The following is a 20,921-nucleotide window of genomic DNA, read 5'->3' on the forward strand; positions in this document are numbered from 1 at the left end:
CGCACATCGACTCGAGCATGAACAAGCCGCGCGTCGTCACGGACGAGGAGGCGTTTCTCGAGGCCGCCAGGACGGCCCGTACCGATGCCGGCGACGGTCGCTCACCCGGACTGCGGAGAGCGGGCCGGATTCGTCTCCCCGTCGAAGTCGCGGTCATCGTCGACGACCCCTTTCTCGCCTATCGTCGCGCCCGGCGCGAGTCGGCTCCCGGCGCCTTCCTCGAGACGACCGGCGGCCAATCGGGCTGGGGCTACTTCGGGGTCGACCCCGTCGAGCGCCTGACGGTCGGGCCGGATGCAGCGGTGCGTCGCGGTCGGTCGGCATCGGGTTCGGAGCGCCTCGACTCGCCGGAAATCGGCGAGGAGCCCGTTACGACGGCGGCGTCACAGTCACAGTCGCCGACGCTCGCCGCCCTCGAGGGACTGCTCGAGGACACATTGCTCGTCCGCGGTGACTGTGACGTTCCCTATCCCTGCGGCATCGTCGGCTGGCTCTCCTACGATATCGCGCGCGAACTCGAGGACCTGCCGGGAACCGCTGTCGACGACCGCGGGCTACCCAGACTCGAGGTGGGCGTGTACGACCGACTCGCGGCGTGGGAGTGTCCGGTCGACGCGGACGAAGGGGTCCGACTCAGGGTGACGGCCTGTCCGTCGATCGACGCGTCGACGCTCGAGGATGGGGATTCGGCGGGTGATATAGAGGCGCTCGAAGCGACCTACGAGCGCGCTCGTTCGCGGGCGCTCGAACTTGCCCGACGAGCGCTCGAGGGCGACCCCACCGTTGGTCCGCCACCGGTCGACGCGACGGAGGCGACCTTCGAGAGCACCTGCGGCCGGGACGCGTTCGCCGACCGCGTTCGGCGGGTCAAGCAGTACGTTCGCGACGGCGACACCTTCCAGGCGAACATTTCGCAGCGCCTCGTCGCCCCCGCAGCGGTGCATCCCGTCGCCGCCTACGAGGCGCTTCGGGCCGTGAATCCGGCCCCGTACTCCTGTTTGCTCGAGGGCCGATCCACGGACCTGGTGAGCGCGAGCCCCGAGTTGCTCCTCGAGCGCGACGGCGCGTTCGTCCGCACCGAACCCATCGCCGGGACCCGTCCCCGAGGTGAGGACCCGGCGGCGGACGCGACGCTCGAGGCCGACCTCCGCGGTGACGAGAAGGAGCGCGCCGAACACGCAATGCTGGTCGACCTCGAACGAAACGACCTCGGGAAGGTCTGTACCTACGGAAGCGTCGAGGTCGAGGAGTACCGTCGTGTCGACCGCTACTCCGAGGTCATGCACCTCGTCTCGAACGTCACCGGGCGCCTCCGACCCAACGCGACCCTCGGCGACGCGATCGCGGCGACGTTCCCCGGCGGGACGATCACGGGGGCGCCCAAGCCCCGGACGATGGCGATCATCGACGAACTCGAGGCGACCCGGCGCGGGCCGTACACCGGCGGTGTCGGCATCTTTGGGTTCGACGGTCGGGCGACGATCAACATCGTCATCCGAACGCTCGTCCGCCACGCCGAGGCGTACCACCTCCGAGTGGGCGCCGGGATCGTCCACGACTCCGACCCCGAGCGCGAGTACGACGAGACGCTCGCGAAGGCCCAGGCCTTGCTGAACGCGATCGACGCGGCGCTGGGCGAGCGGGCAGCGATGACGCTCGAGGCCGGTGGCGGTAGCGACGTCGGCGGTGATCGCGATGACTGATTCCGATCACCCGACTCGCATCCTCGTCGTCGACAACTACGACTCCTTCGTCTACAACCTCGTCCAGTACGTCGGACAGGCCGCAGACGAGGTCGTAGTCCGCCGAAACGACGCGATCACCCTCGAGGACGTCCGCGCGCTCGACCCGACCGGCATCGTCGTCTCGCCGGGACCCGGAACGCCCGCCGACGCGGGCGTCACGACCGACCTGTTCGCCGACCTCGCGTACCCCACCCTCGGGGTCTGTCTGGGCCACCAGGCGCTGTGTGCGGCCAACGGCGCGCCGGTCGTCCACGCCCCGGAGGTGGTCCACGGAAAGCCCTCGACGATCGAGCACACGGGCGACGGAATCTTCGAGGGGCTCCCGGCGCGACTCCGGGTCGGTCGGTACCACTCGCTGGCCGTCGAGCGGGAGTCGCTCCCGGACGACCTGCTCGAGACGGCGTGGACGACGGACGAGCGCGACGTGTTGATGGCCGTTCGCCACCGCGACCGCCCGCACCTGGGCGTCCAGTTCCACCCCGAGAGCATCCTGACGGGGACAGCCGATAGCGAACCCGGCGACGAGTCGAACGAGGAATCGGATCACTCGAGTCGCGCGTACGCGAGCGGCGACCGCATTTCCCTCGAGGTCGGCACGCAGATGATCCGGACGTTCTGCGCCTTCGCCGCCGAGTACGACGCCGGTTGGGGGAGGGGATAACGATGCCTAAAGACAAATCCGGGGGCAACGATGACTGAGGGCGAACCCGCGAGCGAGCGCCTGTACCACCTCGACGGCGAACTCGTTCCCGCCTCCGAGGCGACCGTCAGCGTCGACGACCGTGGGTTTCGTTACGGCGACGGCGCGTTCGAGACTCTGCGTGCCTACGGCGGTTCGATCTTCGAGTGGGAGGCCCACGCCGACCGCCTCGAGCGAACCTGCGAGTCTATCGGGCTCGAGCACGGCCTCTCGCGCCAGGAACTGGCCGACAGAATCGAGGCGACCCTGGCTGCCAACGACCTCGCGAACGCCTACGTCCGGCTGTCGATCACCCGCGGCGTCCAGCCCGGCACGCTCGCCCCCCGACCCGAGGTCGACCCGACGGTCGTGGTGTACGTCAAACCGCTCCCGAGGGGTGGCCTCGAGGGTGAGCCAGTGTGGGACGGTCCGGCGACGCTCCAGACGGTCAAAGTGCGCCGAATCCCAGACGCCGCGCTGCCTGCAGGCGCAAAAACGCACAACTACCTGAACGGCATCCTCGCGAGACAGGAACTCCACGACGCCGACGAGGCGCTCGTTCGCGACCTCGAGGGGGACGTCGCCGAGGGGGCGACGAGTAACGTCTTCTTCGTGGACGACGGCGGGTTACACACGCCGACGACGGAGGGGCCGGTCCTCCCCGGCATCACCCGTCGTGTCGTCCTCGACCTCGCGGCCGACGCCGGGATTCCGATCGACGAGGGCCGATTCCGGCCCGAGGACGTCCGCCAGGCTGACGAGGTCTTTCTGACGAACACGACGTGGGAGGTGCGTCCAGTCGATCGAGTCGACGGGATCGCCCTCGGTGAGGGCGACGACCGTGAGCGGCCGGTGACGTCGCTCCTGGCCAGGCTGTTCGACGAGCGAGTCGAACGGGCGCACTCCGAGTGACCGGCGGCGCACTCCGAGTGACTGGCGCGATTCGACGCACACCGACCGTTCGCTTCTCGAGTTTTCGAAACGTTGACCTCCCGGGGCTCGCAACGCCCGATCGATGTCGACGAGAACCCGGGTCGCATCCCTCGAGGACGTGCTGACGGACTCGACCGCGATTTTCAGGGTGCGCGCCGCCGACGGGATCGAGCGGGAGGCGATCTGTCATCGACGGGACGGCGAGGTGTTCGGGTGGCTCAACGCCTGCCAGCACTTTACGCACATCCCGATCGACAAGGGCGACGGCGCCGCGATGCGAAACGGCGAATTCGTCTGTGAGAACCACGGTGTGTACTTCGAGGCCGACAGCGGCCGGTGTACCTTCGGGCCGTGCCAGGGCGCCTACCTCGAGACCGTCGACCTGGCCGTGACGGACGGAACCGTCTACCTGACCGACGACGAGTACACCTACGCCGGGCCGGGGCCGCTCGAGGGCGACGAGGCGGACCTTACCTCGACCTCGAACGTGAAGTTCTGACGTGCAGTTCCAGTGACGCGGAACGGACGTCCACCTCGTCACGCACCCGCGCAACGACGGACTCAAAACGAGGCCGGCGCGACCAGATCGCGCTCCTGGTCGTACTCGAGCAACCCGGCGTCGACCAGACGGGGCAGGTGGTCGTGATACAGCGAGATGTAGACGTTGGCAACGCGTTCGGCCGACAGTTCGGTGATCGGCTTGCCGGTTTCACACTGGGCGACCTCCTCGGCGGCGTCTGGAAGCGTTAGCTCCTGCCCGTGTTCGTCGAGCACGGAGAGCAACAGCCGCCTGCGCTCTGCGGCCACCGCCCGGAGCGTTTCGTCGATCGCTGCCGCCGACTCCTGGTGCCCGTCCAGCCACTCGAGGAGGTCGAACGCCAGCTCCGAACAGGCCCCGGGCGGTCCGGATTCGAGGTCTGATTCGGGTTCGGGGCCAGTATTGGGTCCGGAATCAGGAGGCTGTGTCATCGAACCCCTCCGTAAATCGCATCAGTTCGCGTCCGTGAGCGCCACCGGCGTGAGTATTGACCGAAGGGGGAACGGAATCGAGAACGAACATGGGAACGCGATCGGGCCTGAACTCGAGCGACGGGAGGCCTGCGGGATCGAAGACGAAACGGGTGCCGGTGGCCCTGATCGACGCCTATCGCAGACGCTCGATAGTCGTTCACTCGATCGTTCATATCCCGATTGTCGGTACGACGACTGATATCCGTATCGACTTGGCCATACGCCAGCGCGAGTCGACTCGCCAGCGCTACAGCCCGAATACGCCGGGTACGCCGCTCGAGCGGCCGACTACTCGATGGTGAACGTCGGTTCGTCGACAGCTTCGCTCTTGCACTCGGGGCACCGAGAGGGGAGATTCAACAGGTCGTCGTACGCGTCGAAGCCGCACTCTCGACAGGCGGGCGGGGCCACGAGAAACTGCTCGTCGGTCCCGTCGACCGAGCGGGCGACGTGTTCGGCGTGGCGGAGCACGGCCCCCGCCGTCAGGTCGAGTCGGGTCGCGAGCGCGCTCGGGGTCGCCGGTTCGTCCCGGAGCGCGTCGGCGAGGCGTTGACGCGTCGTTTCGTCGGCTTCTCGCATGGCGGTTCGTCGTGACTGAACGCCCCATCGGTTATAGGGTTTCTCTTTTGCCCCCTTCGATCCGACACGCTCGAGTGGGTGCCGTTCGACGTCCGGCGTATGCCGCGTATCTACGACAAACTGGTCCGCGACGAAATCCCGACAGTAGTCGAGGCCAACGGCGAGCGACCGATCACCCACGTCGCCGACGACGAGGAGTATGACCGCCGGTTGCTCGCGAAACTCGAAGAGGAGTGCGCAGAATACCGCGAGGACCGAAGTCTGGACGAACTCGCCGACGTCCTCGAGGTGGTTCGAGCGTGTTGCGTCAACGAGGGCTGGTCGATCGAGGAACTCGAGGAACGCCGTCGGGAGAAGGCGGCCGAACGGGGCGGATTCGAAGCGAGGGTCGTGCTCGAGGCGGTCGTCGAAAGTTAATCTCAGTCGACGCCCGACGAAAACTGAGAATTGCAGGGCAACTGTGAGGCCCGAGCATTCCGTTGCTCGAGAAAGGGCAAGTGTCTTACACCCTGCTGGTGAATTGCGAGTGTATGAAGGCCGTCGTTCTCGCCGGAGGGTACGCGACTCGGCTGTGGCCGATCACCAAACATCGACCGAAGATGTTTCTCCCGATCGGCGACTCGACCGTCATCGACCGGATCTTCGCCGACCTCGAGGCCGACGAGCGGATCGACGAGGTGTTCGTCAGCACGAACGAGCGCTTCGAAGCGGAGTTCGAGGCCCACCTCGCGGCGTCGGACTTCGAGAAACCGCGCCTGTCCGTCGAGGACACCGCAGCAGAGGACGAGAAGTTCGGCGTCGTCGGCGCGCTCGCCCAGCTCATCGAGCGCGAGAACGTCGACGACGACCTGGTGGTCATCGCCGGGGACAACCTCATCAGTTTCGACGTCGCCGACTTCGTCGACTACTTCGAGGCGCAGGGGACGCCGACGCTCGCGGCCTACGACGTCGGGTCGCGCGAGAAGGCAAAATCCTACGGCCTCGTCGAACTCGAGGGCGAACGTGTCGTCGACTTCCAGGAGAAACCGGACGATCCGAAGAGCACGCTGGTCTCGATCGCCTGTTACGCGTTCCCTCGCGAGGATCTCTCCTTGCTCCCGACGTACCTCGAGGAGGGGAACAACCCGGACGAACCCGGCTGGTTCATCCAGTGGCTGCAGAACCGCCAGCCGACCCACGCGTTCACGTTCGAGGGCGCCTGGTTCGACATCGGCACCCCCGACAGTTACCTCGACGCCGTCGCCTGGTTCCTCGACGGCGACAACTACGTTGCGGAGTCGGCGGTCCTCGAGGAGACGACCCTCGGCGAGAACGTCCACGTGATGGACGACGCGGTCCTCGAGAACACCACGCTCGATCACGCGGTCATCTTCCCGCAGGCGGAGATTCGCCACGCCGATATTCGCCGTTCGATCATCGACGAGCAGACGCGCCTCGAGAACATGGACCTCGCGGGGGCGCTCATAGGGGCGCACACGACGATTACGAACGGCGCACCCGAGGAGCCGTAGGCGTCGAAGGGGTAGCGTGGGCGGTACACCTATTTATCCCGGCTGTGTTGTCGCTGACGAGAATTATGGCCTCCCCTCAGGCGGTGCTCGATCGGTTCGCCGACGGCGTCCCGTGTGCAACGCTGGCCGATTCGTTTCGCTCGCTCGAGCGACCGGCCGGCGACGAGCCGATGTTAGCCCTCACGGCAGCGACGGCGGCCACGGGTGGCGGATCCGAGACGAGATCTGTCGTCGAAACCGCCGAGGAGCGTCTCCTCGAGCGCGGCGAGATCACGTCTTTTTCGGACGTCGCCGACCTCGAACCCGACGACGAGCGGCTCCAGGAGGTCTTTCACGCCGACCGAAAATGCCGCGTGTTCTGTGAGGTGGCTCGCGTCCTCGCGAACCGACCGGAACGATCCGACACCGAGGCGCTGTGCTCGTGGGCCGCCGAAGCCGACGTCTATCGGTACGACCGGGATCCAGTCGGCGACGTCTCGGGCGTCGGCCCGACTTCGTTCCAGTATCTTCGCCAGCTCGCCGGGATCGACACGGCCAGGCCGAACGCCGCACTCGAGTCGCTGCTCGAGTCCGTCGCGGACGAGTCCCGGACGGCCGTAATCGAGACGAGCGAGCCGCTGCGGACGCTGGCGTCGTGTGAGTGGCTCTCGCTGACGACCACCTATCGCGCACTCGAGATCGATCGACTCGCGTGGTGGCTCGAGGCGAGCGACGACGAACGAGCGCGGGCGGTCGATCCAGCCCCCGAGTGAGCGGAGGCACTTGCTTGCACCTACTCGTCTCCGCCCGTCGATTCGTTATCTCCGCCTTCCGTCGAATCGCTCGCGGAACTCCAGCCGACGCCTCGCTGGCCGCCCTGCCCGTCGGTAATCGTCGCCTTGCCGCTGGAGGGTGCCTCGCCGTCGTAGCTGACCCGGACCAGCAGGCCCAGGTTGGTGATCTGTTGGGTGCACATCTCGTCCTCGCCACCGGTATCGACCACCGCCGCGGTCATCGAAATGCCGCTCTCGGCCGTCACCTCGAGTGACTTCAACTGGAGTTCGGCGCAACCGTCGTTCCCCTGAGCCTCGAGTGCGACGAGCGAGTCCGTCTCGAAGTCCGTCGCCTCGAGGAGATCCACGATGGCGCTGCGTTCGTCGTCCTGTCGGGACTCGACCTCGAGGTAGGACTCGGCCTCCTCACGGCTCGAAAACGGCACGGCCGTCGTCTCTCCGTCGTTCCCCTCGTACTGGACGGTTTCGTAGCCGGAAACCTCGTTGCCGACGTCGGCCGATTCGTTCCCGTCGTCGCTCGAGCCGTTCTCCGTGTCGTCGTCTCCGTTACCGCTTTTCGCGTCGTCGCCGTTTCCGTTCTCGGTGTCGTTCGATCCGTTCCCGGTGTCGTTCGAACCGTTCCCTGTTTCGGTTTCGTTCTCGTCGTCGGTGTCGTTGTCATCGCCGTTGCCATTTCCATTTCCAGCGCCCAGGTCGCCACTCTCTCCAAGGCAGCCAGCAATCGCCGAGACGCTTGCGATGCCCGCTGCGGTCAACATCCGTCGTCGAGTGATCTGCATATGCAGGGGTTGTATTCGGACTCCCCTATAAATCACGGAAGGTGAAATGCGTATTTTACCGAGCGAGATAGTGCTCGAATTGGACCCGAGACGGCGGTGGATCCGGTTCTCGAGGAGTGTAACGTCAGAATCGTCAGATAGCGGCTGGCATCACGGACCTGCCACGTCGTCAGAAACGGTTCGGCCAGGTGTCACACCACCACCCGATCCGCTGTCTGGCGATGGCTCGTGGGAGTAGGTTGGGTCGAAACCGGGCGGGGGCGGGGAGCCCGCCCTGGTGAGAGACATGAGCGTACTCGAAGCGGGGGCGAGTCCACGTTCGAGTTACGGGCACGGACACAGCACTCGACTGTCAGCGCGTCGTCCCGTCGACCGCGACGTCCGAGCGAACGTCGAGTCGGCGACGGGTTTTGCACCGATCGCGCACCCGACGGGGCGTGTGTTCCCCGCATCGTCACCGAGTACCGTTTACCCCTTTGTTATTCAGTGGCACACGAGTGCGTAGTTCGTGACGACTGACGACAGGCACCGGCTACCATCGTCGTAGTCGGTTCTTACGGCCCTCGAGTCGGTCAGGCGAGCGTTCGATCGACGTACTCGAGGATGTTGTCCGATTCGGCCATCGTGACCCCGCGATCATCGTCGACGAGCACCGGAACGCCGCGCTGACCGGAGATGCGCTTGACCTCGTCGCGTCCGGAGTGCATCGCCTCCGTCCACACCGTTTCGTAGCTGACCTGGGCGTCGTCGAGCGCGTCGGCGACCTTTTCACAGAACGGGCAGCCCTCGAGCTGGTAGAGCGTGATCGACATGAGTGAGGGTTCGTGTGGCTCACCAAAAACGTCGCGGGTGACGGCGGAACCGTCCGGTTTTGCGTCCGGCCAAACACCCATATCGGTCGACGGTGTGGAGACCTCTGTGACGACTGTTAGTACCCACACACCCCTTCGCATCGGTATCGTCGGCCTCGGCTACATCGGGTCGTACGTCGGCGATCAGTTCAACCGCCACCCAGACGCCGAGGTCGCCGCCGTCTGTGACCTCGACGCCGACCGGCTGGCGTCCGTCGGCAACCAGTTCGCCGTCGACGATTCTCACCGGTACGAGTCCTACACGGCCATGCTCGAGGACGCGCCGCTGGACGCCGTCCTGGTCGGGACGCCCCACACGCTCCACTACGAACAGGTGGTCGCCGCCCTCGACCGGGGACTCCACGTCTACTGCGACAAACCGCTCACAACGGATCTCGAGCGCGCACGGGACCTCGCCGACCGGAGCGAGGCGGGCGAGGAAGTGTTGATGGTCGGCTACCAGCGCCACCTCCAGACGGCGTTTCGGACGGCTCGAGACCGGTTCGCTCCGGACGACGGCGGCGGCGGAACCGACCCCACCTGGCTCACCGCCTCGATCACCCAGGGCTGGATCGACGACTCCGCGGGCACCTGGCGGCTCGACCCCGACCTCTCGGGCGGCGGCTTCCTTTACGACACCGGCAGCCACGTGCTCGACGGCGTCCTCTGGTCGACGGGTCTGGAGCCCGAATCCGTCCAGGCCAGCATGGACTTCCACGACGACGATCAGCGGATCGACCGACGGGCACACCTCGACGTTCGGTTCACCAACGGCGCCACCGGCACGTTCTCGTTCCTCGGCGACGCTCCGGCGGTCCGCGAGCACATCCACGTCTGGGACGACGAGGGCGCCGTCTATCTCGAGGGCAAGCAGTGGCGATCCCGACGCGTCTTCGAGATCGACACCGAGAGCGCGGAGTACCACCCCTACATCGACCCGCGCCGCGAGCGCTCGCGCGCGGATGCGTTCCTCGAGAGCGTCCTGGAGGGGCGCGAACCGCCGGCGACCGCTCGGGACGCCCTCGCCGTGACGGCGCTGACCGAGGCCGCCTACACCTCGACGCGTCGCGGTGAGCGAATTCCGGTCGAAATCTGAGTCGACGGTCGATTTTTTGGCTCGAGTCGCGAGTAGCGACCTCCCGGTAAACGACCGCCTTCGCTCGAGTAGGGGCGGCTAACGGCGAGGAGACGGCTCGAGTCCTCGGTCTGCTCGAGCGGCGACGGCTTCGCACGGGTGATCAAGCAAACCTCACCCGACGATCGAGAATATCTGCCGTCGACGGTAGCGAGCGCATAGCGAGCGCGTCGAATGCGGTACCCGCTGGATAACTACGAGTGATCTCAGTGTGTCGCCAGCTATGATAGAATGTACCAACTGTGAGACCGCGCAGTTCCTGCAGATCACCCAGAGCCGCGTCTTCTTTGAGGACGGGGAGCTAATCAACGAGATCATGGAGACGTACCAGTGTACGCTCTGTGACTCGACCGGCCAGTACACCTACAGCGAGGACGCCGAGGATCCGATCGTCGACGGCTCGATCCAGGTCACTGGCGAGCGGCCGAAGTACGCCTGACCTCGAGGGCAGCCGAGGCCCTCGAGCCGATCGGTTCACTCGTCGTGCCAGCCCCAGCCCTGAGCGAATCGCTTCGTGAGCGTCGCCAGCACGAGCAACGTGACGAGCAACCCGCCGAACGCCAGCGGCCGGTAGCCAAACCGGATCTGGGCGAGTCCGTACGTAATCGTCACGACGCCCATGAGCAGGGCGGTCGTCCCCGCTCGACGCGAGACGTAGGCGGGGTCGACGCTGTCATCGTAGTGGACGTGGAGGTCGGCCCGACCGCGGACGGCAATGAACCAGGCGGGGATCAGGATGACGATCCCACACCCGACCCAGAAGAGTCCCATGGCGACGTCGAACGAGACCATCGACGTCCGTTCTGTCGCCAGGGCGGATAAGTCCGCCGGTCGACACGTCGGCCCAAACTCGGCTTTTCAGATACAAAAGATATTTTTCCGCCCGAGCAAAAGAAGGGGTATGAGCACTCGCCCGACGGAAGATCGCATTCTCGAGGTCCTCGAGGAGGACGCCCAGGCGTCCTACGCCGAGATCGCCTCGCGAGCCGAGGTCTCGAAGCCCACCGTTCGAAAGTACATCAACCAGCTCGAGGAAGACGGCGTCATCGTCGGCTACTCCGCGGACGTCGACCCCAAGAAACTCTCGAGCCAGACCATCGCGCTGGTCGGCATCGACGTGGCCAGCGAGCGCTACGTCGAGGCGACCCGGGCGCTCAAGGCCCTCGAGGAGGTCGAATCGCTGTACACCTCGAGCGGCGACCACATGCTGATGGCCGAAGTACGCGCGGCCAACGGCGACGAACTCGGGGACGTGATTGCGACGGAGATTCTCGAGGTCGAGGGCGTGACCGCAGCCCATCCATCGTTTTTGCAGGAACGGCTGAAGTGAGTGGCCTCGAGGTCCCTACACGGCTCTACCCGGACGCTTCTCGAGAACTGGTGGCGACCTACTCTCTGTGGCCTTTCGAGAATCGTTGACGAGTGGACGGCTGTCGGTTTTCGAGATAGTTCGCAATCGTCCCCCATCGATAGTCGTACTATTTTCCCTCGAGGCGTCGTATCCCCCACCATGCCAACCTACGAGCGATCGATCCGCATCGACGCACCCCTCGAGGAGGTCTGGGACTTTCACTCACGCGTCTCGGGACTCGAGGCCGTGACGCCGCCGTGGCTGAACCTGCGAGTCGAGGCGGTGATGGGGCCCGATGGCGAACGAGATCCTGACATCTTGGAGGAAGATGTGGAGATTTCGATGTCGATTCGCCCGTTTAGCGTGGGTCCGCGCGTTCACTGGACGTCGGTCATCCTCGAGCGAGATTCTCGCCCAGGACGAGCGTACTTCAGCGACGAGATGGTTCACGGCCCGTTCGCGAATTGGGTGCACACCCACTCGTTTTTCGCCGACGGCGAGCAGACGGTCCTCCGGGACAAGATCGAGTACGCCCTGCCGGGTGGCGGACTCGGCGAGGCAGTAACGCCGTTTTCGCGATTCGGCTTCGAGGGGATGTTTCGGGACCGTCACAGGCGAACGAGACGCGCGCTCGAGTGACGTATCGTGTACTGACCCGCGTCTTCGCCTCTTGCACTGACCCGCGTCTCCCCTGCTGTCCGGTTTCGCTACCCCTATAGGACTCCCCTCGAATCTGAGCCACGTGATTCCAGACGTCCGTTCCGGCGGCGACCTCGAGGTCGTTCCGGGGGTTGCGCTCGCGTTCGCCGTCCTCGCGGCGAGTACGAGCGCGATCCTGATCCGCTGGAGTGCCGCCCCGAGTTCGGTCGCGGCGTTTTACCGCGTGCTGTTCACGACGGTGATCGTCGCCCCGATCGCGGTGGGGTGGCATCGCGAGGAGTTCGGTCGACTCTCGAGACGCGACCTCCTCGGCGCGACCGTCGCGGGGATCGCCCTCGCGGCCCACTTCGCGTCGTGGTTCGAGAGCCTGTCGTACACGAGCGTGGCCGCGAGCGTCACGCTCGTCCAGACCCAACCGCTCTTCGTCGCCGCCGGCGCCGCGCTCGTCCTGCACGAACGGGTGACGAGAACTACGGTCGTCGGCATCGTCGTCGCTATCGCCGGCGCGGCCGTCATGTCGTTCGGCGACGCCGGGCAGGCCCCGGTCGCGGACGCGACGCTCTACGGGAACGCGCTCGCGCTCTTCGGCGCGGTGACGGTCGCCGGCTACGTCCTCGCGGGGCGCTCGATCCGCCAGCGCGTCTCGCTGTTTCCCTACGTCACCGTCGTCTACGCCGCCTGCGCGATCACGCTCTTCGTTCTCGTCGGCGTCCAGGGCCACGACTACGTCGCCTACCCGCCTCGAGAGTGGGCGCTCTTCCTGGCGATGGCCGTCGGGCCCGGCGTGCTCGGTCACACCGTCTCGAACTGGGCGCTGAAGTACCTCGAGTCGGTTGTCGTGAGCGTCGCCTGGCTCGGCGAGCCGATCGGCTCGACGGTGCTGGCGCTCGCTCTCCTCGGCGAGATTCCCGACATCGCGACGGTACTCGGTGGATTCGTCGTTCTCGCCGGAATCGGCTGGACCACGGTCGACCGCCGTCGTCGGAAGGTGCGACTCGAAGAGGAAGGACAGGCTTAATACCGGGACTCGGGAACGTGGGAATACGTATGGGGTCGGGGGAAGACAGCATGGTTTCGTCGTTTCAGACAGCGCCCAGCCTCGCCGTCGTCGAGGCGGTGGCTCACGCGGAGAACGTCCCTGTCGAGGAACTCGCTCCACCGGCCTACCCGCCGCTTCACGAAGCGATCGATCCGCAGGCGCTCGATCAGTTGGTCGAACCAACGTCACCGACCCGGCAGCAAAACGAGGTCACCGTACAGTTTCAGTACTGTGGCCGCCAGGTCACCGTCGATAGCACCGGTGAGATAGCCCTCGAGTCCCTCGTGGACTGATATCACGAGCTCGTCCTACCAACGAGGCGGACGGAACACTCTTTTTACCGAGTGACTTCCAGTGTGGTATATGGAGAGCCACTACGAGGTCCTCGGGGTGTCGCCGGAGGCCGACACCGAGGAGGTTCGACGGGCCTACCGGACTCTCCTCAAACGGCACCATCCCGACCAGGGTGGCTCTCGAGCGCGGTTTCTGCGAATCAAGCGCGCCTACGAGACGATCATGGGCGAGCAAGACGCCACACCGGACGGCGTGCACGTCGAGTACTACGACCCGACGACTCGAGACGGCACGCCACCGGTCGGTCCGACGGTCGACGGCTCGTTCCTGACGCTGTCGCTCGTCGGCCTCGTCGACGACGTCGGCCTCGGGGCGCTCCTCGAGCACCCCATCGAGTTCGGGACGAGGGTGACGGCCGCGTTTTTCACCGCACACAACACCGGGGATCGGCCCCTCTCGTGGCGCGGACGCTCGAACACCAGTTTCGTCGGCGACGACGGATTTCTCTATCAGGGGTCGAACGTCCTTCGCCCACACGCCGCGAACCTCCACTCGCGCTGGTGTGGTACCGACGCTGAGATTCCGCCGAATCTGGCACTCGACGCGGTCGTCGTCACCCAGACCGTCCCCGAGGGCGTCTCCATCGAAAAGGTGGTCTACACCCAGCCGGGGCCCGACGGCGAGAGCACGGAGCGATACCTGTTCGATATCCGCCCGCGACTTCGCGAGACGCTCGATCGGGTGCCCTACGAACGCGATCGGGAGGAACACCGGGAGTAGTTACGCCCGGTCAGCGGCCCCCCGAAGCCGCTCGAGGACCGCCGGACGGCCCGTACATTCCAGGACGATCGTTTCGTCGCGATACGTGACGTCCTCGACGGCCGTCCGATCGTAGGCTCGCGAGACCAGCGCCATGGCGTCGTCGCCCGCGGGCAGCTCGAGGCGAAGTCGTTCCGTCGGCAGGTGGTCTTCGATCCGTTCTCGAAGCCCCTCGAGGTTCGTCCCCTCGCGAACGCTGACCGGAACCGGGTCCAGGCCTGCTTCGTTGGCGAGGGCGACGCGAGCCTCCCGTTCACCGGCCTCGAGGCGGTCGATCTTGTTCAGAGCAGTGACGATCCGGTCGGGGTCGACGTCCTGTTCGGCGAGCACGTCGAGAGACACCCGCAACCGTTCCTCGACGGTCTCGAGCTCGTCGCTCGCGTCGACCACCAGGACGACGACGTCGGCTGCGGCCGCCTCCGAGAGGGTCGCGCTGAACGAGGCGACGAGGTCGTGGGGCAGCTCGTCGACGTAGCCGACGGTGTCCGTGACGAGCACGGGTCGGTCGCTGATCGTGGCTCGCCGGGTCGTGGTCTCGAGCGTCTCGAACAGGCGGTCCGCGACGCTGGCGGTGGCGTGTTTGTTCGAACCGTCGATGGGGTCGTCATCGGCGACGCCGGCAGACTCGGACGGCTCGACCGACAGGTCGTCCGCCAGCCGGTGCAACAACGTCGACTTCCCGGCGTTCGTGTAGCCGGCGATGGTCACGAGGTCGAAGCCCTCCTCGCGGCGACGCTCGCGGAACTGCTCGGCCGGATCCGGGAGTTCGGACAATTGTCGCTCGAGCCGCGAGATTCGGTCGCGGACGTCGTAGACCGGCGTCCCGCTCTCGGTCACTCGATTGAGCATCCCTTCGTCATTGGCGGCGATCAACCGAGGCAGGTCGTAGCGAAGTTGGGCGAGTTCGACCTGGAGACTCGCCCGGCGGGAACTCGCACCCGCCTCGAAGATGTCGAGGACGAGTCGGTAGCGATCGAGGACGTTCGTCTCGTCGGGAAGCGTCGATTCGATCGCGTGGTGTTGACCCGGTGTGAGCCGGTCGTCGAGGACCACCGTCGACGCGTCGCTCGAGGCGACCGTTTCGGCGAGGTCCTCGAGCCGACCCGCCCCGAGGTACGTCCCGGAATCGGGGTGGCCGGGCTGGGTGATCGTGTCGACGACGCCGTAGCCGGCGCTTCGGGCGAGCGATTCGATTTCGGCCGTTTCGACCGGTGTCGTCGGTTCGCGGGCGACGACGACGGCGGATTTTGGCGGGCGGTTCGTGGACGTGTTTGAACTCGGTCGTGACATACGTTGACGGTGGGTAACCGGGTCGTGGCGACCCGGCCGGAAACGGTTCGGCAGCGATAGATTCGTCGCAATCTGCGCGAACGGGAGCGCCGCCGCTCGAGACCTCCTCGAGTCCGGGGCTCTCGACGCGAATGAGTTCGCAAATGGGCGGGGAACTGGTTAGCAATCTACGGCTAGCGATCAGCGATCAGCGACTGGTCAACAGCTGACCACCGACCGATGGCACTACGGACGGTGCCGATCAGCGCCGCAGCGGCCCCGTCGGGCGAGAATCCCGGTTCAGTGAAAAGAAAGGGTCTCCATTCGTCTCGACTCGAGCCTCGACGGGTACCGTAAAAACCGTTGGGGTGGTGTGTAATCAGTTCGCACGCTCTGGTCGGGGTTCACCGTCAAAAATTCGCTCGAGGCGCCGCTCACTCGCCGAACAGGTCGTCGACCGCCGACCGGGCAGCGAGGGCCGCCTCGTCCGCGACGGCATCCGGGTTCCGTTCGCCCGCGTCGTCCGGCACGTTCAGGTAGACGTCGACCTCGAGGACGCCTTCTTCGAAGACGACGGTGACGTCGTAGTCGCGAACGGCCGACTGCTTGTACGCCGAGAAGATGACGTCTTCGGCGGCGTCAGCGGCGGTCTGGACGACCGCCTCGTCCTCGGGTTCCGATTCGCTGGTCGGCATCTACGCGCCGCCGGCGCCCGGGCCGCCCGGACCGGCGGGCCCGCCCATGCCGCCACCGCCCAGCAAGTTCTGGAGTTCCTCCTGGAGGCTCTCGAACTGCGTCTGGACGCGCTCTTCTTGCTTCTCGAGGGTTTCGAGACGAATCTCGAGGGTGTCGGTTTTCTCCTCGAGCTGGTCCTGGGCCTCGTCGTACTCGGTCTGGACGAACAGTTCGCCGACCTGACGGTACATCGTGGTGTCGTCGTCGACGTCCTCGAGTTCCTCGAGGGCGGCCTGCGCGTCGTCGAGCGAGGACTCGGCTTCCTGCTTCTGGACGGCGACGGTCTGTGCCGTCTCCTGCAGGTCCTGGAGCTGTTCGATTTTCTCCTGTGCCTCCGGTGGCAGATTGCCTTGCATGTCTCGACGGTTGCCCTCCGCACTGATAAAGCCAAGCTTTGCGTCCCGTGAGTCGATTCACCTCCCGTTGTCGCGTTCGACGGGAGACACGTCACCCCTCGAGACGGTCGCGAACGGACGGTGGGACGGCCGCGACGACGGACGCGGATCGACCGCGGTCGAGCCACACGAGTGTCGTCTCGCCCAGCGACCGCGCCTGAACCCGTTGGATCGACGCCCGATCGATCTTGAGCGTCGTCTCGAGCGCGCCGAACCAGCGACTGCCGGCAGTCCCTTCGCGGGGAAACGACGTCACGAAGAGCACGTCGTCAGTGAGGCGACCGGCGGTTGGCAGCCACCAGCGAACGGCGACGAGGATTGCATACACGCCGCCGCCGGGGAGCAGGTACCAGAACGAGGATCGCTCGAGGCCGAGAACTAGTGCGAAGCCGCCAGCGTGGGCCGCGGCGCCGATGCCGGCGAATGCGACGAGCGACCGGATCGGCACGTGTTCGACGACGGATCGGGTCGGATCGCTCGGTTCCGGCGCGCGAAGCCGAAGGAAGGTGCGGCCGTGTCGCCAGCGAACGAGTCGCGCGAGGAGCCAGCCAAATCCGGCGAGGGTGACGACGAGGACGACGACCACGCCGACTGCCAACTCTGGTGTCGAACCTGCCCACGAAGGAACCGCCGCCTCGAGAGCGAGAAACGTGGCGAGCGCGGCGAGCAGGACGACGAACCCGCCCGAAATCGTCCAGGAGGCGTACAGCAACGCGCGGAGGAGACTCGAATTCGTCGGCGTCAACTGCCAGGTTTCGATGGGCTGGGACGTCGAGTCCTCGTTCGGGGATGGATCGAACGGTGAGCGGGTGGCGTCGTCAGCCATCGCCGTCGTCGCTGTCGTGGCTATCGTGGCTGTCGTCGCCACCCGAACGATCCGTCTCGCCCGCCTCGCCCGTCTCGAGGCTCCGGCTCTGGTACCGGTACCGCTCCCCGACCGCCGTCGCTCGCTCCGCGACGTCGACCAGCGAGAACCAGGTGTTGAGTGCCGCCCGGAGCGCCGTCAGGTCGCGGGCGACGACCGAAACCGTCACCGTCTCTGTATCGCGGTCGATCGTCGTCCGCGAGCGGTCGTCGTCGATCTCGCCGACTTCGCGGGCGACGGCCTCGGCGATAGTCGTCGCTCGAGTCGGCGACTCGTACTCGAACTCGAGGGTGGCGTCGTGGGGAAACACCGGAAAATGCCTAGTTGACGTCGACAGTCTTGACGTCTCGACTGCGCTCTTTGAGGAGCACGCGGTGACCGCAGTAGGGACAGCGGACGCCCCCGTACTCGTCGAGCTGTACGTCGCGTTTGCAGCGGGAGCACTTGTAACTCATGTGAGGTGGTGTGGTCTGGGTTTCCGGACTACTCGTCGGATTCCTCGCCGAGGGCGGCCCGGATCGAGCGACGGACGGTCTCGCCGGCCGGGGTCTGGGGGCGGTAAGCGCCGCCGGTGAAGACCTCGCCGGTCTCCTCGTTCTCCCAGATGCCGGGGCCGAGGCGTTTGACGTCGTCGCCGTCGACCTTCGAGGACTGCATGTCGTGTTCGATCTCCGAGACGCGTCGCCGAGCGACGCGTCCGTATCGCGCTCCGAATCGGCCGGCACTCCCGACCTTGCCTCGCTTCTTTTCGGCCATAGTATCGGTTTCTATCCCCCTCGTTCTGATAAAGGTGTTGAGTTGGGTTCGCCGCTCTCCGACGACCGGGGGCGAATCGGCCTCGAGGGGACACAGTTTCCGATTGGTTCGACTCTTCTCTTCGAGCGCGAAGTCGCTACTGCCGTGTTCTGGAGTCGGTCGATGCGATTAATTGTTGCGTATGACGGGACATGATTGTCAGGGTCCCGAAAATATTATGCTGTTCGGTAACATGTAACATACATGTTCTCCTCGTTGCGACCACATCGACGGGCGGGGATTCGTAGGAGGGGAGAACTGGCTCAAAACACGGTAAGTACAGCGCTATCGACCGATCGAATTGTGTGAAAGACGAAACGAAACACGTACACATGCTCTTCCTCACGTACTGGAAGCTCAACGAAGGACTATCCGCACGAGAAACGAACGAAATCGCGAGATCGCTCACTGAGGAGGGGCTGTTTCCGCCCGAAAACGCCGACATCGTTCGCTGGGACGCGACCCCGGACGGATGGGGTATCGTCATCTGGGAGGCCAGCGACTACGCTGCGGTGAACGACGGACTCAATATGTGGCGCGTGGCCGCAGACGAGACGGCATTCTTCGAAGAGACGAAGACCGCACCGGCAGCGCCCGTCGAAGAGATCATCCCGCAGCAAGCCGCACTGCTCGAACGACTGGAATAAGCGACTACGGGAGCACCGCTCCCGTCCGCTTCGAATCTTTGGTCCGCCTCGAGTCCCGGAACGCTCGTCGTCTCGTCGATGAGCGCGATCGCAGGCGGGAGAGTCTCGAATTCCATTACGTGGGACCCATACTCTGGGTCTCGGTGATCGCCTTCGGACGCCTCGTTAAACGCTTTCGTCGGTAATGCGGTCGACGCCGCAGTGGACGTCGTGGACCGCCACCCGTCCGTTTCCCAGCTCTGAGGCCTTCGCTCGTAGCTGGCGGACGAGTTCGTCGTCCAGGTGGCCGTACACGTCGATTGATTCCATGTCCACGAACTCCCCGATCGGCGGGAACTTCGGTCCGGCGACCTCCATGTGTCGCTCTAGCGAGCTCTGGTCGTCGTGCACGTGAATTACCGTCATCTGCTCTTCGTCCCCGCTGAAGTAGACGTTGTAGGCCAGAATATCCGGCACGTTCGTCTCGACGAAGTCGGCCAGCTCCGCCATCGCCGGCTCGAGGTCGTCCATCGCTCCCTCCCGTACCGCCGAGCGGTCGACGTACACGATGAGATCACGTTCGGCCATTTCTCCCCTCTGGGTGACCGCGACCGAACTCCTCCATCGCGCGGGTTGTCGCAATTGCATTCGGTCTCGTTTCTGGTATAATCGCGTTCGGTCTCATTTTTGGTCTCATATCCCCACTCCTGCGCCCGACTCGGCGCCATCTCGTTCGGTAATGGTTTCTTCCAACGGGCGCGCTATCTCGCTACACGTCACCCCTTGTTAATTGTTACCACTCCTTGGTCGCGACTGACCGAGAGTCCCTTGATCGCCCCGAGCGACTCGGCCTATCACTCCTCTCGCAGGCCCGCCTCGAGCAACGCTTCGTTCAGATCGTCGCGGACGACCTCGCCCAGTTCGCGGTCCCGGGCAGTCGTCACGATCCGGTTCTCCTGGACGCTCGAGCCGTCGCGCAGGAGCATCCGGACGTTGCCGCCGTCGTCGGCCCGCGTGACCTTCGCCCGGAGCCCCGACTGCGAGCCGGTGCCGCCGGCGTCGATGGGGCCGGGAATCACCTTCTTGACGTGGGGATGGCCTGCGACGGTCTGGATCGCCCGCATGCCCGCTCGCCCGCCGATGAGGGTCGTGTGGCTCCCGCCGAGTTTGTCCGCCGGCGCCGTCTCGACCACGTCGAGCGCCCGGTCGCCGCGTCGCTCGAGGACGGCCGCGACGGGGTCGTCGTCCTCGACGCGGTAGAACGCGTAGTGGGTGTCCTCGCGAACCCCCTGGATCACGTCCCGGTCGCCCGCGGCGTAGACCTCCTCGGGACGCTTTCGGCGGAGTTCGTCCCCGAGCAGGCTCGCGAAATTCCTGAACTCGACGACCTCGAGGTCCCCCTCCTCGGGCGCCGTCGTGATCGTCGTCTCCCCCAGTCGCGTCTCGTCGTCGAGCATCGTCAGCGTCGCCCGGTCGCGCGCGGCCTCGAGGACCACCGTGTCGGTGTTCCCGGTGCGACAGACCAGACAGAAGTCGCCGGGTTTCTCGAGGGGCGATCCGCAGTGGCGACACTCCATGGGCGTGGTTGCCGGCGAGCGCCTAAAACTGCGGTGTTTCGAGGCTGGGGTCGCGAGCGGTGTTCGGAGCGGATCGCCGGCCCGGAGGGCGCCACCTGTACGGGTCGCGTCTACCGCATTCGCGGACGATGCCGGGGGAACAGGTATCAGTGACCGCCCCGTTTACGAACCCATGCCACCGGAGTCCGGCGAGGTACGCGCGTGGCTCGTCGAGCGCGGCTACACCGATCGCGACCTCGTGATCCTCAAGTACGCGACGCTCGAGGGGAACCGGGTCTACCGAAGAGAAATCGCCTCGCAGGCGCTGGGTGCGGTGACGGCCGCCAAAGACGTCTCGGCCGAGGACCTCGGCACCGTCGAGGAGCCCGACCTGCAGGAACGGTACGCCGCCGAGGCGAAACGGATGGAATCGACGCACGACCCTGACGACGAGGTCTGACCGCCGGCTTCGAGGGTGTCTTGACGCCGTTTCACGAGTCACGAGTCACGATTAGTGAGTC

General features: G+C 65.7%; 29 protein-coding genes and 1 pseudogene. 16 read left to right on the forward strand and 14 right to left on the reverse strand.

Annotation, left to right across the window (positions count from 1 at the left end; translation table 11 throughout):
• The first annotated feature begins 17 nt into the window (after window positions 1–17).
• The 4 genes from pabB (at window position 18) to ACFQS4_RS20985 (ending at window position 3,856) form a co-directional block, all read left to right on the forward strand.
• A complete protein-coding gene (gene pabB / locus ACFQS4_RS20970; protein WP_500196227.1) occupies window positions 18–1,703 on the forward strand; it encodes an aminodeoxychorismate synthase, component I in 1,686 nt (561 codons plus the stop codon).
• Window positions 1,696–2,406 carry an anthranilate synthase component II gene (locus tag ACFQS4_RS20975; RefSeq protein WP_500196229.1) on the forward strand — a complete coding sequence of 237 codons (711 nt, stop codon included), beginning with the start codon at window positions 1,696–1,698 and terminating at the stop codon, window positions 2,404–2,406. Before pabB ends, ACFQS4_RS20975 begins: the two co-directional genes overlap by 8 nt.
• 30 nt (window positions 2,407–2,436) lie before the next feature.
• On the forward strand, window positions 2,437–3,336 hold the full coding sequence (locus tag ACFQS4_RS20980; RefSeq protein ID WP_500196231.1) for an aminotransferase class IV: 900 nt from the start codon (window positions 2,437–2,439) through the stop codon (window positions 3,334–3,336).
• A gap of 103 nt (window positions 3,337–3,439) precedes the next feature.
• On the forward strand, window positions 3,440–3,856 hold the full coding sequence (locus ACFQS4_RS20985) for a Rieske (2Fe-2S) protein (RefSeq protein ID WP_500196233.1): 417 nt from the start codon (window positions 3,440–3,442) through the stop codon (window positions 3,854–3,856).
• A gap of 62 nt (window positions 3,857–3,918) precedes the next feature.
• Here ACFQS4_RS20985 and ACFQS4_RS20990 read toward each other — a convergent pair whose 3' ends face one another.
• Both ACFQS4_RS20990 and ACFQS4_RS20995 read right to left on the reverse strand, forming a co-directional pair.
• Window positions 3,919–4,326, reverse strand: coding sequence for a DUF7344 domain-containing protein (locus ACFQS4_RS20990; protein WP_500196236.1), 408 nt, complete (start codon window positions 4,324–4,326; stop codon window positions 3,919–3,921).
• 330 nt (window positions 4,327–4,656) lie between these two features.
• On the reverse strand, window positions 4,657–4,947 hold the full coding sequence (locus tag ACFQS4_RS20995) for a transcriptional regulator (protein ID WP_312909065.1): 291 nt from the start codon (window positions 4,945–4,947) through the stop codon (window positions 4,657–4,659).
• A gap of 99 nt (window positions 4,948–5,046) precedes the next feature.
• Here ACFQS4_RS20995 and ACFQS4_RS21000 point away from each other — a divergent pair, with 99 nt between their 5' ends.
• From ACFQS4_RS21000 to ACFQS4_RS21010, 3 genes are all read left to right on the forward strand, one after another.
• A complete protein-coding gene (locus ACFQS4_RS21000; RefSeq protein WP_500196239.1) occupies window positions 5,047–5,364 on the forward strand; it encodes a nucleoside triphosphate pyrophosphohydrolase in 318 nt (105 codons plus the stop codon).
• A 113-nt stretch (window positions 5,365–5,477) separates the two neighbouring features.
• Complete coding sequence (locus ACFQS4_RS21005) at window positions 5,478–6,458, forward strand: nucleotidyltransferase family protein (protein ID WP_500196241.1); 981 nt, start codon at window positions 5,478–5,480, stop codon at window positions 6,456–6,458.
• A gap of 65 nt (window positions 6,459–6,523) precedes the next feature.
• Entirely contained in the window at window positions 6,524–7,210 is a 687-nt protein-coding gene (locus tag ACFQS4_RS21010) for a hypothetical protein (RefSeq protein ID WP_500196242.1), read from the forward strand.
• Window positions 7,211–7,230: 20 nt separating this feature from the next.
• Here ACFQS4_RS21010 and ACFQS4_RS21015 read toward each other — a convergent pair whose 3' ends face one another.
• Window positions 7,231–8,010: a hypothetical protein gene (locus tag ACFQS4_RS21015; protein ID WP_500196244.1), complete on the reverse strand. Its 780-nt coding sequence runs from the start codon at window positions 8,008–8,010 to the stop codon at window positions 7,231–7,233.
• Between the two features lie 572 nt (window positions 8,011–8,582).
• A complete protein-coding gene (locus ACFQS4_RS21020; protein WP_500196247.1) occupies window positions 8,583–8,822 on the reverse strand; it encodes a glutaredoxin family protein in 240 nt (79 codons plus the stop codon).
• 106 nt (window positions 8,823–8,928) lie between these two features.
• Here ACFQS4_RS21020 and ACFQS4_RS21025 point away from each other — a divergent pair, with 106 nt between their 5' ends.
• Window positions 8,929–9,957 carry a Gfo/Idh/MocA family protein gene (locus ACFQS4_RS21025; protein WP_500196249.1) on the forward strand — a complete coding sequence of 343 codons (1,029 nt, stop codon included), beginning with the start codon at window positions 8,929–8,931 and terminating at the stop codon, window positions 9,955–9,957.
• Window positions 9,958–10,219: 262 nt separating this feature from the next.
• Window positions 10,220–10,435 carry a hypothetical protein gene (locus ACFQS4_RS21030; RefSeq protein WP_254157391.1) on the forward strand — a complete coding sequence of 72 codons (216 nt, stop codon included), beginning with the start codon at window positions 10,220–10,222 and terminating at the stop codon, window positions 10,433–10,435.
• A 35-nt stretch (window positions 10,436–10,470) separates the two neighbouring features.
• On the opposite strand, the gene ACFQS4_RS21035 is transcribed toward ACFQS4_RS21030, so the two are convergent.
• Entirely contained in the window at window positions 10,471–10,788 is a 318-nt protein-coding gene (locus tag ACFQS4_RS21035; protein ID WP_500196252.1) for a hypothetical protein, read from the reverse strand.
• A gap of 109 nt (window positions 10,789–10,897) precedes the next feature.
• Here ACFQS4_RS21035 and lrpA1 point away from each other — a divergent pair, with 109 nt between their 5' ends.
• From lrpA1 to ACFQS4_RS21060, 5 genes are all read left to right on the forward strand, one after another.
• Window positions 10,898–11,326, forward strand: coding sequence for an HTH-type transcriptional regulator LrpA1 (lrpA1, locus tag ACFQS4_RS21040; RefSeq protein ID WP_500196254.1), 429 nt, complete (start codon window positions 10,898–10,900; stop codon window positions 11,324–11,326).
• Between the two features lie 180 nt (window positions 11,327–11,506).
• Window positions 11,507–11,986: an SRPBCC family protein gene (locus ACFQS4_RS21045; RefSeq protein WP_500196256.1), complete on the forward strand. Its 480-nt coding sequence runs from the start codon at window positions 11,507–11,509 to the stop codon at window positions 11,984–11,986.
• Between the two features lie 103 nt (window positions 11,987–12,089).
• Entirely contained in the window at window positions 12,090–13,025 is a 936-nt protein-coding gene (locus ACFQS4_RS21050) for a DMT family transporter (RefSeq protein WP_500196258.1), read from the forward strand.
• 29 nt (window positions 13,026–13,054) lie between these two features.
• On the forward strand, window positions 13,055–13,339 hold the full coding sequence (locus ACFQS4_RS21055) for a HalOD1 output domain-containing protein (protein ID WP_500196260.1): 285 nt from the start codon (window positions 13,055–13,057) through the stop codon (window positions 13,337–13,339).
• A gap of 70 nt (window positions 13,340–13,409) precedes the next feature.
• Complete coding sequence (locus ACFQS4_RS21060) at window positions 13,410–14,120, forward strand: J domain-containing protein (protein WP_500196261.1); 711 nt, start codon at window positions 13,410–13,412, stop codon at window positions 14,118–14,120.
• Here ACFQS4_RS21060 and hflX read toward each other — a convergent pair whose 3' ends face one another.
• From hflX to ACFQS4_RS21095, 7 genes and pseudogenes are all read right to left on the reverse strand, one after another.
• The gene (gene hflX, locus ACFQS4_RS21065) at window positions 14,121–15,449 is read right to left on the reverse strand and encodes a GTPase HflX (protein ID WP_500196263.1); all 1,329 of its coding nucleotides are present in this window, start codon (window positions 15,447–15,449) and stop codon (window positions 14,121–14,123) included. It abuts the gene before it with no gap.
• A 413-nt stretch (window positions 15,450–15,862) separates the two neighbouring features.
• Entirely contained in the window at window positions 15,863–16,123 is a 261-nt protein-coding gene (locus tag ACFQS4_RS21070) for a DUF3194 domain-containing protein (RefSeq protein ID WP_500196265.1), read from the reverse strand.
• On the reverse strand, window positions 16,124–16,519 hold the full coding sequence (locus ACFQS4_RS21075; RefSeq protein WP_253436928.1) for a prefoldin subunit beta: 396 nt from the start codon (window positions 16,517–16,519) through the stop codon (window positions 16,124–16,126).
• Between the two features lie 91 nt (window positions 16,520–16,610).
• Entirely contained in the window at window positions 16,611–17,384 is a 774-nt protein-coding gene (locus ACFQS4_RS21080; RefSeq protein WP_500196267.1) for a hypothetical protein, read from the reverse strand.
• Window positions 17,385–17,487: 103 nt separating this feature from the next.
• Window positions 17,488–17,733, reverse strand: a pseudogene (locus tag ACFQS4_RS21085) (KEOPS complex subunit Pcc1); the annotation flags it as partial.
• A gap of 10 nt (window positions 17,734–17,743) precedes the next feature.
• A complete protein-coding gene (locus ACFQS4_RS21090; RefSeq protein ID WP_252700721.1) occupies window positions 17,744–17,878 on the reverse strand; it encodes a DNA-directed RNA polymerase subunit P in 135 nt (44 codons plus the stop codon).
• A 28-nt stretch (window positions 17,879–17,906) separates the two neighbouring features.
• Complete coding sequence (locus ACFQS4_RS21095) at window positions 17,907–18,179, reverse strand: eL43 family ribosomal protein (RefSeq protein WP_253436920.1); 273 nt, start codon at window positions 18,177–18,179, stop codon at window positions 17,907–17,909.
• Window positions 18,180–18,523: 344 nt separating this feature from the next.
• On the opposite strand from ACFQS4_RS21095, the gene ACFQS4_RS21100 reads away from it, so the two are divergent.
• On the forward strand, window positions 18,524–18,865 hold the full coding sequence (locus ACFQS4_RS21100; protein ID WP_500196269.1) for a hypothetical protein: 342 nt from the start codon (window positions 18,524–18,526) through the stop codon (window positions 18,863–18,865).
• 165 nt (window positions 18,866–19,030) lie between these two features.
• On the opposite strand, the gene ACFQS4_RS21105 is transcribed toward ACFQS4_RS21100, so the two are convergent.
• Entirely contained in the window at window positions 19,031–19,432 is a 402-nt protein-coding gene (locus tag ACFQS4_RS21105) for a hypothetical protein (protein ID WP_500196272.1), read from the reverse strand.
• Between the two features lie 266 nt (window positions 19,433–19,698).
• Window positions 19,699–20,421, reverse strand: a complete 723-nt coding sequence (locus ACFQS4_RS21110; RefSeq protein WP_500196274.1) for a DUF2103 domain-containing protein — start codon at window positions 20,419–20,421, stop codon at window positions 19,699–19,701.
• Window positions 20,422–20,593: 172 nt separating this feature from the next.
• On the opposite strand from ACFQS4_RS21110, the gene ACFQS4_RS21115 reads away from it, so the two are divergent.
• On the forward strand, window positions 20,594–20,860 hold the full coding sequence (locus tag ACFQS4_RS21115) for a DUF7967 family protein (RefSeq protein ID WP_500196276.1): 267 nt from the start codon (window positions 20,594–20,596) through the stop codon (window positions 20,858–20,860).
• The last annotated feature ends 61 nt before the right edge of the window (window positions 20,861–20,921 follow it).

Origin of the sequence: Saliphagus sp. GCM10025317, assembly GCF_042663665.1 — an archaeon.
In the GTDB taxonomy this organism is placed as follows: Archaea; Halobacteriota; Halobacteria; order Halobacteriales; family Natrialbaceae; genus Natronosalvus.

Excerpts from the sequence above, each read along its gene's own strand:
- ACFQS4_RS21105 (WP_500196272.1), bottom strand. The coding sequence starts at position 19,432 with ATGGCCGAACGTGATCTCATCGTGTACGTCGACCGCTCGGCGGTACGG.
- ACFQS4_RS21080 (WP_500196267.1), bottom strand. The coding sequence starts at position 17,384 with ATGGCTGACGACGCCACCCGCTCACCGTTCGATCCATCCCCGAACGAG.
- ACFQS4_RS21010 (WP_500196242.1), top strand. The coding sequence starts at position 6,524 with ATGGCCTCCCCTCAGGCGGTGCTCGATCGGTTCGCCGACGGCGTCCCG.
- ACFQS4_RS21095 (WP_253436920.1), bottom strand. The coding sequence starts at position 18,179 with ATGGCCGAAAAGAAGCGAGGCAAGGTCGGGAGTGCCGGCCGATTCGGA.
- ACFQS4_RS21055 (WP_500196260.1), top strand. The coding sequence starts at position 13,055 with ATGGGGTCGGGGGAAGACAGCATGGTTTCGTCGTTTCAGACAGCGCCC.
- ACFQS4_RS20995 (WP_312909065.1), bottom strand. The coding sequence starts at position 4,947 with ATGCGAGAAGCCGACGAAACGACGCGTCAACGCCTCGCCGACGCGCTC.
- ACFQS4_RS21000 (WP_500196239.1), top strand. The coding sequence starts at position 5,047 with ATGCCGCGTATCTACGACAAACTGGTCCGCGACGAAATCCCGACAGTA.
- ACFQS4_RS21090 (WP_252700721.1), bottom strand. The coding sequence starts at position 17,878 with ATGAGTTACAAGTGCTCCCGCTGCAAACGCGACGTACAGCTCGACGAG.
- ACFQS4_RS21070 (WP_500196265.1), bottom strand. The coding sequence starts at position 16,123 with ATGCCGACCAGCGAATCGGAACCCGAGGACGAGGCGGTCGTCCAGACC.
- ACFQS4_RS21035 (WP_500196252.1), bottom strand. The coding sequence starts at position 10,788 with ATGGTCTCGTTCGACGTCGCCATGGGACTCTTCTGGGTCGGGTGTGGG.
- hflX (WP_500196263.1), bottom strand. The coding sequence starts at position 15,449 with ATGTCACGACCGAGTTCAAACACGTCCACGAACCGCCCGCCAAAATCC.
- pabB (WP_500196227.1), top strand. The coding sequence starts at position 18 with ATGAACAAGCCGCGCGTCGTCACGGACGAGGAGGCGTTTCTCGAGGCC.
- ACFQS4_RS21020 (WP_500196247.1), bottom strand. The coding sequence starts at position 8,822 with ATGTCGATCACGCTCTACCAGCTCGAGGGCTGCCCGTTCTGTGAAAAG.
- ACFQS4_RS21005 (WP_500196241.1), top strand. The coding sequence starts at position 5,478 with ATGAAGGCCGTCGTTCTCGCCGGAGGGTACGCGACTCGGCTGTGGCCG.
- ACFQS4_RS20980 (WP_500196231.1), top strand. The coding sequence starts at position 2,437 with ATGACTGAGGGCGAACCCGCGAGCGAGCGCCTGTACCACCTCGACGGC.
- ACFQS4_RS21075 (WP_253436928.1), bottom strand. The coding sequence starts at position 16,519 with ATGCAAGGCAATCTGCCACCGGAGGCACAGGAGAAAATCGAACAGCTC.
- ACFQS4_RS20975 (WP_500196229.1), top strand. The coding sequence starts at position 1,696 with ATGACTGATTCCGATCACCCGACTCGCATCCTCGTCGTCGACAACTAC.
- ACFQS4_RS20985 (WP_500196233.1), top strand. The coding sequence starts at position 3,440 with ATGTCGACGAGAACCCGGGTCGCATCCCTCGAGGACGTGCTGACGGAC.
- ACFQS4_RS21015 (WP_500196244.1), bottom strand. The coding sequence starts at position 8,010 with ATGCAGATCACTCGACGACGGATGTTGACCGCAGCGGGCATCGCAAGC.
- ACFQS4_RS21060 (WP_500196261.1), top strand. The coding sequence starts at position 13,410 with ATGGAGAGCCACTACGAGGTCCTCGGGGTGTCGCCGGAGGCCGACACC.
- ACFQS4_RS21115 (WP_500196276.1), top strand. The coding sequence starts at position 20,594 with ATGCCACCGGAGTCCGGCGAGGTACGCGCGTGGCTCGTCGAGCGCGGC.
- ACFQS4_RS21030 (WP_254157391.1), top strand. The coding sequence starts at position 10,220 with ATGATAGAATGTACCAACTGTGAGACCGCGCAGTTCCTGCAGATCACC.
- ACFQS4_RS21110 (WP_500196274.1), bottom strand. The coding sequence starts at position 20,421 with ATGGAGTGTCGCCACTGCGGATCGCCCCTCGAGAAACCCGGCGACTTC.
- lrpA1 (WP_500196254.1), top strand. The coding sequence starts at position 10,898 with ATGAGCACTCGCCCGACGGAAGATCGCATTCTCGAGGTCCTCGAGGAG.
- ACFQS4_RS21045 (WP_500196256.1), top strand. The coding sequence starts at position 11,507 with ATGCCAACCTACGAGCGATCGATCCGCATCGACGCACCCCTCGAGGAG.
- ACFQS4_RS20990 (WP_500196236.1), bottom strand. The coding sequence starts at position 4,326 with ATGACACAGCCTCCTGATTCCGGACCCAATACTGGCCCCGAACCCGAA.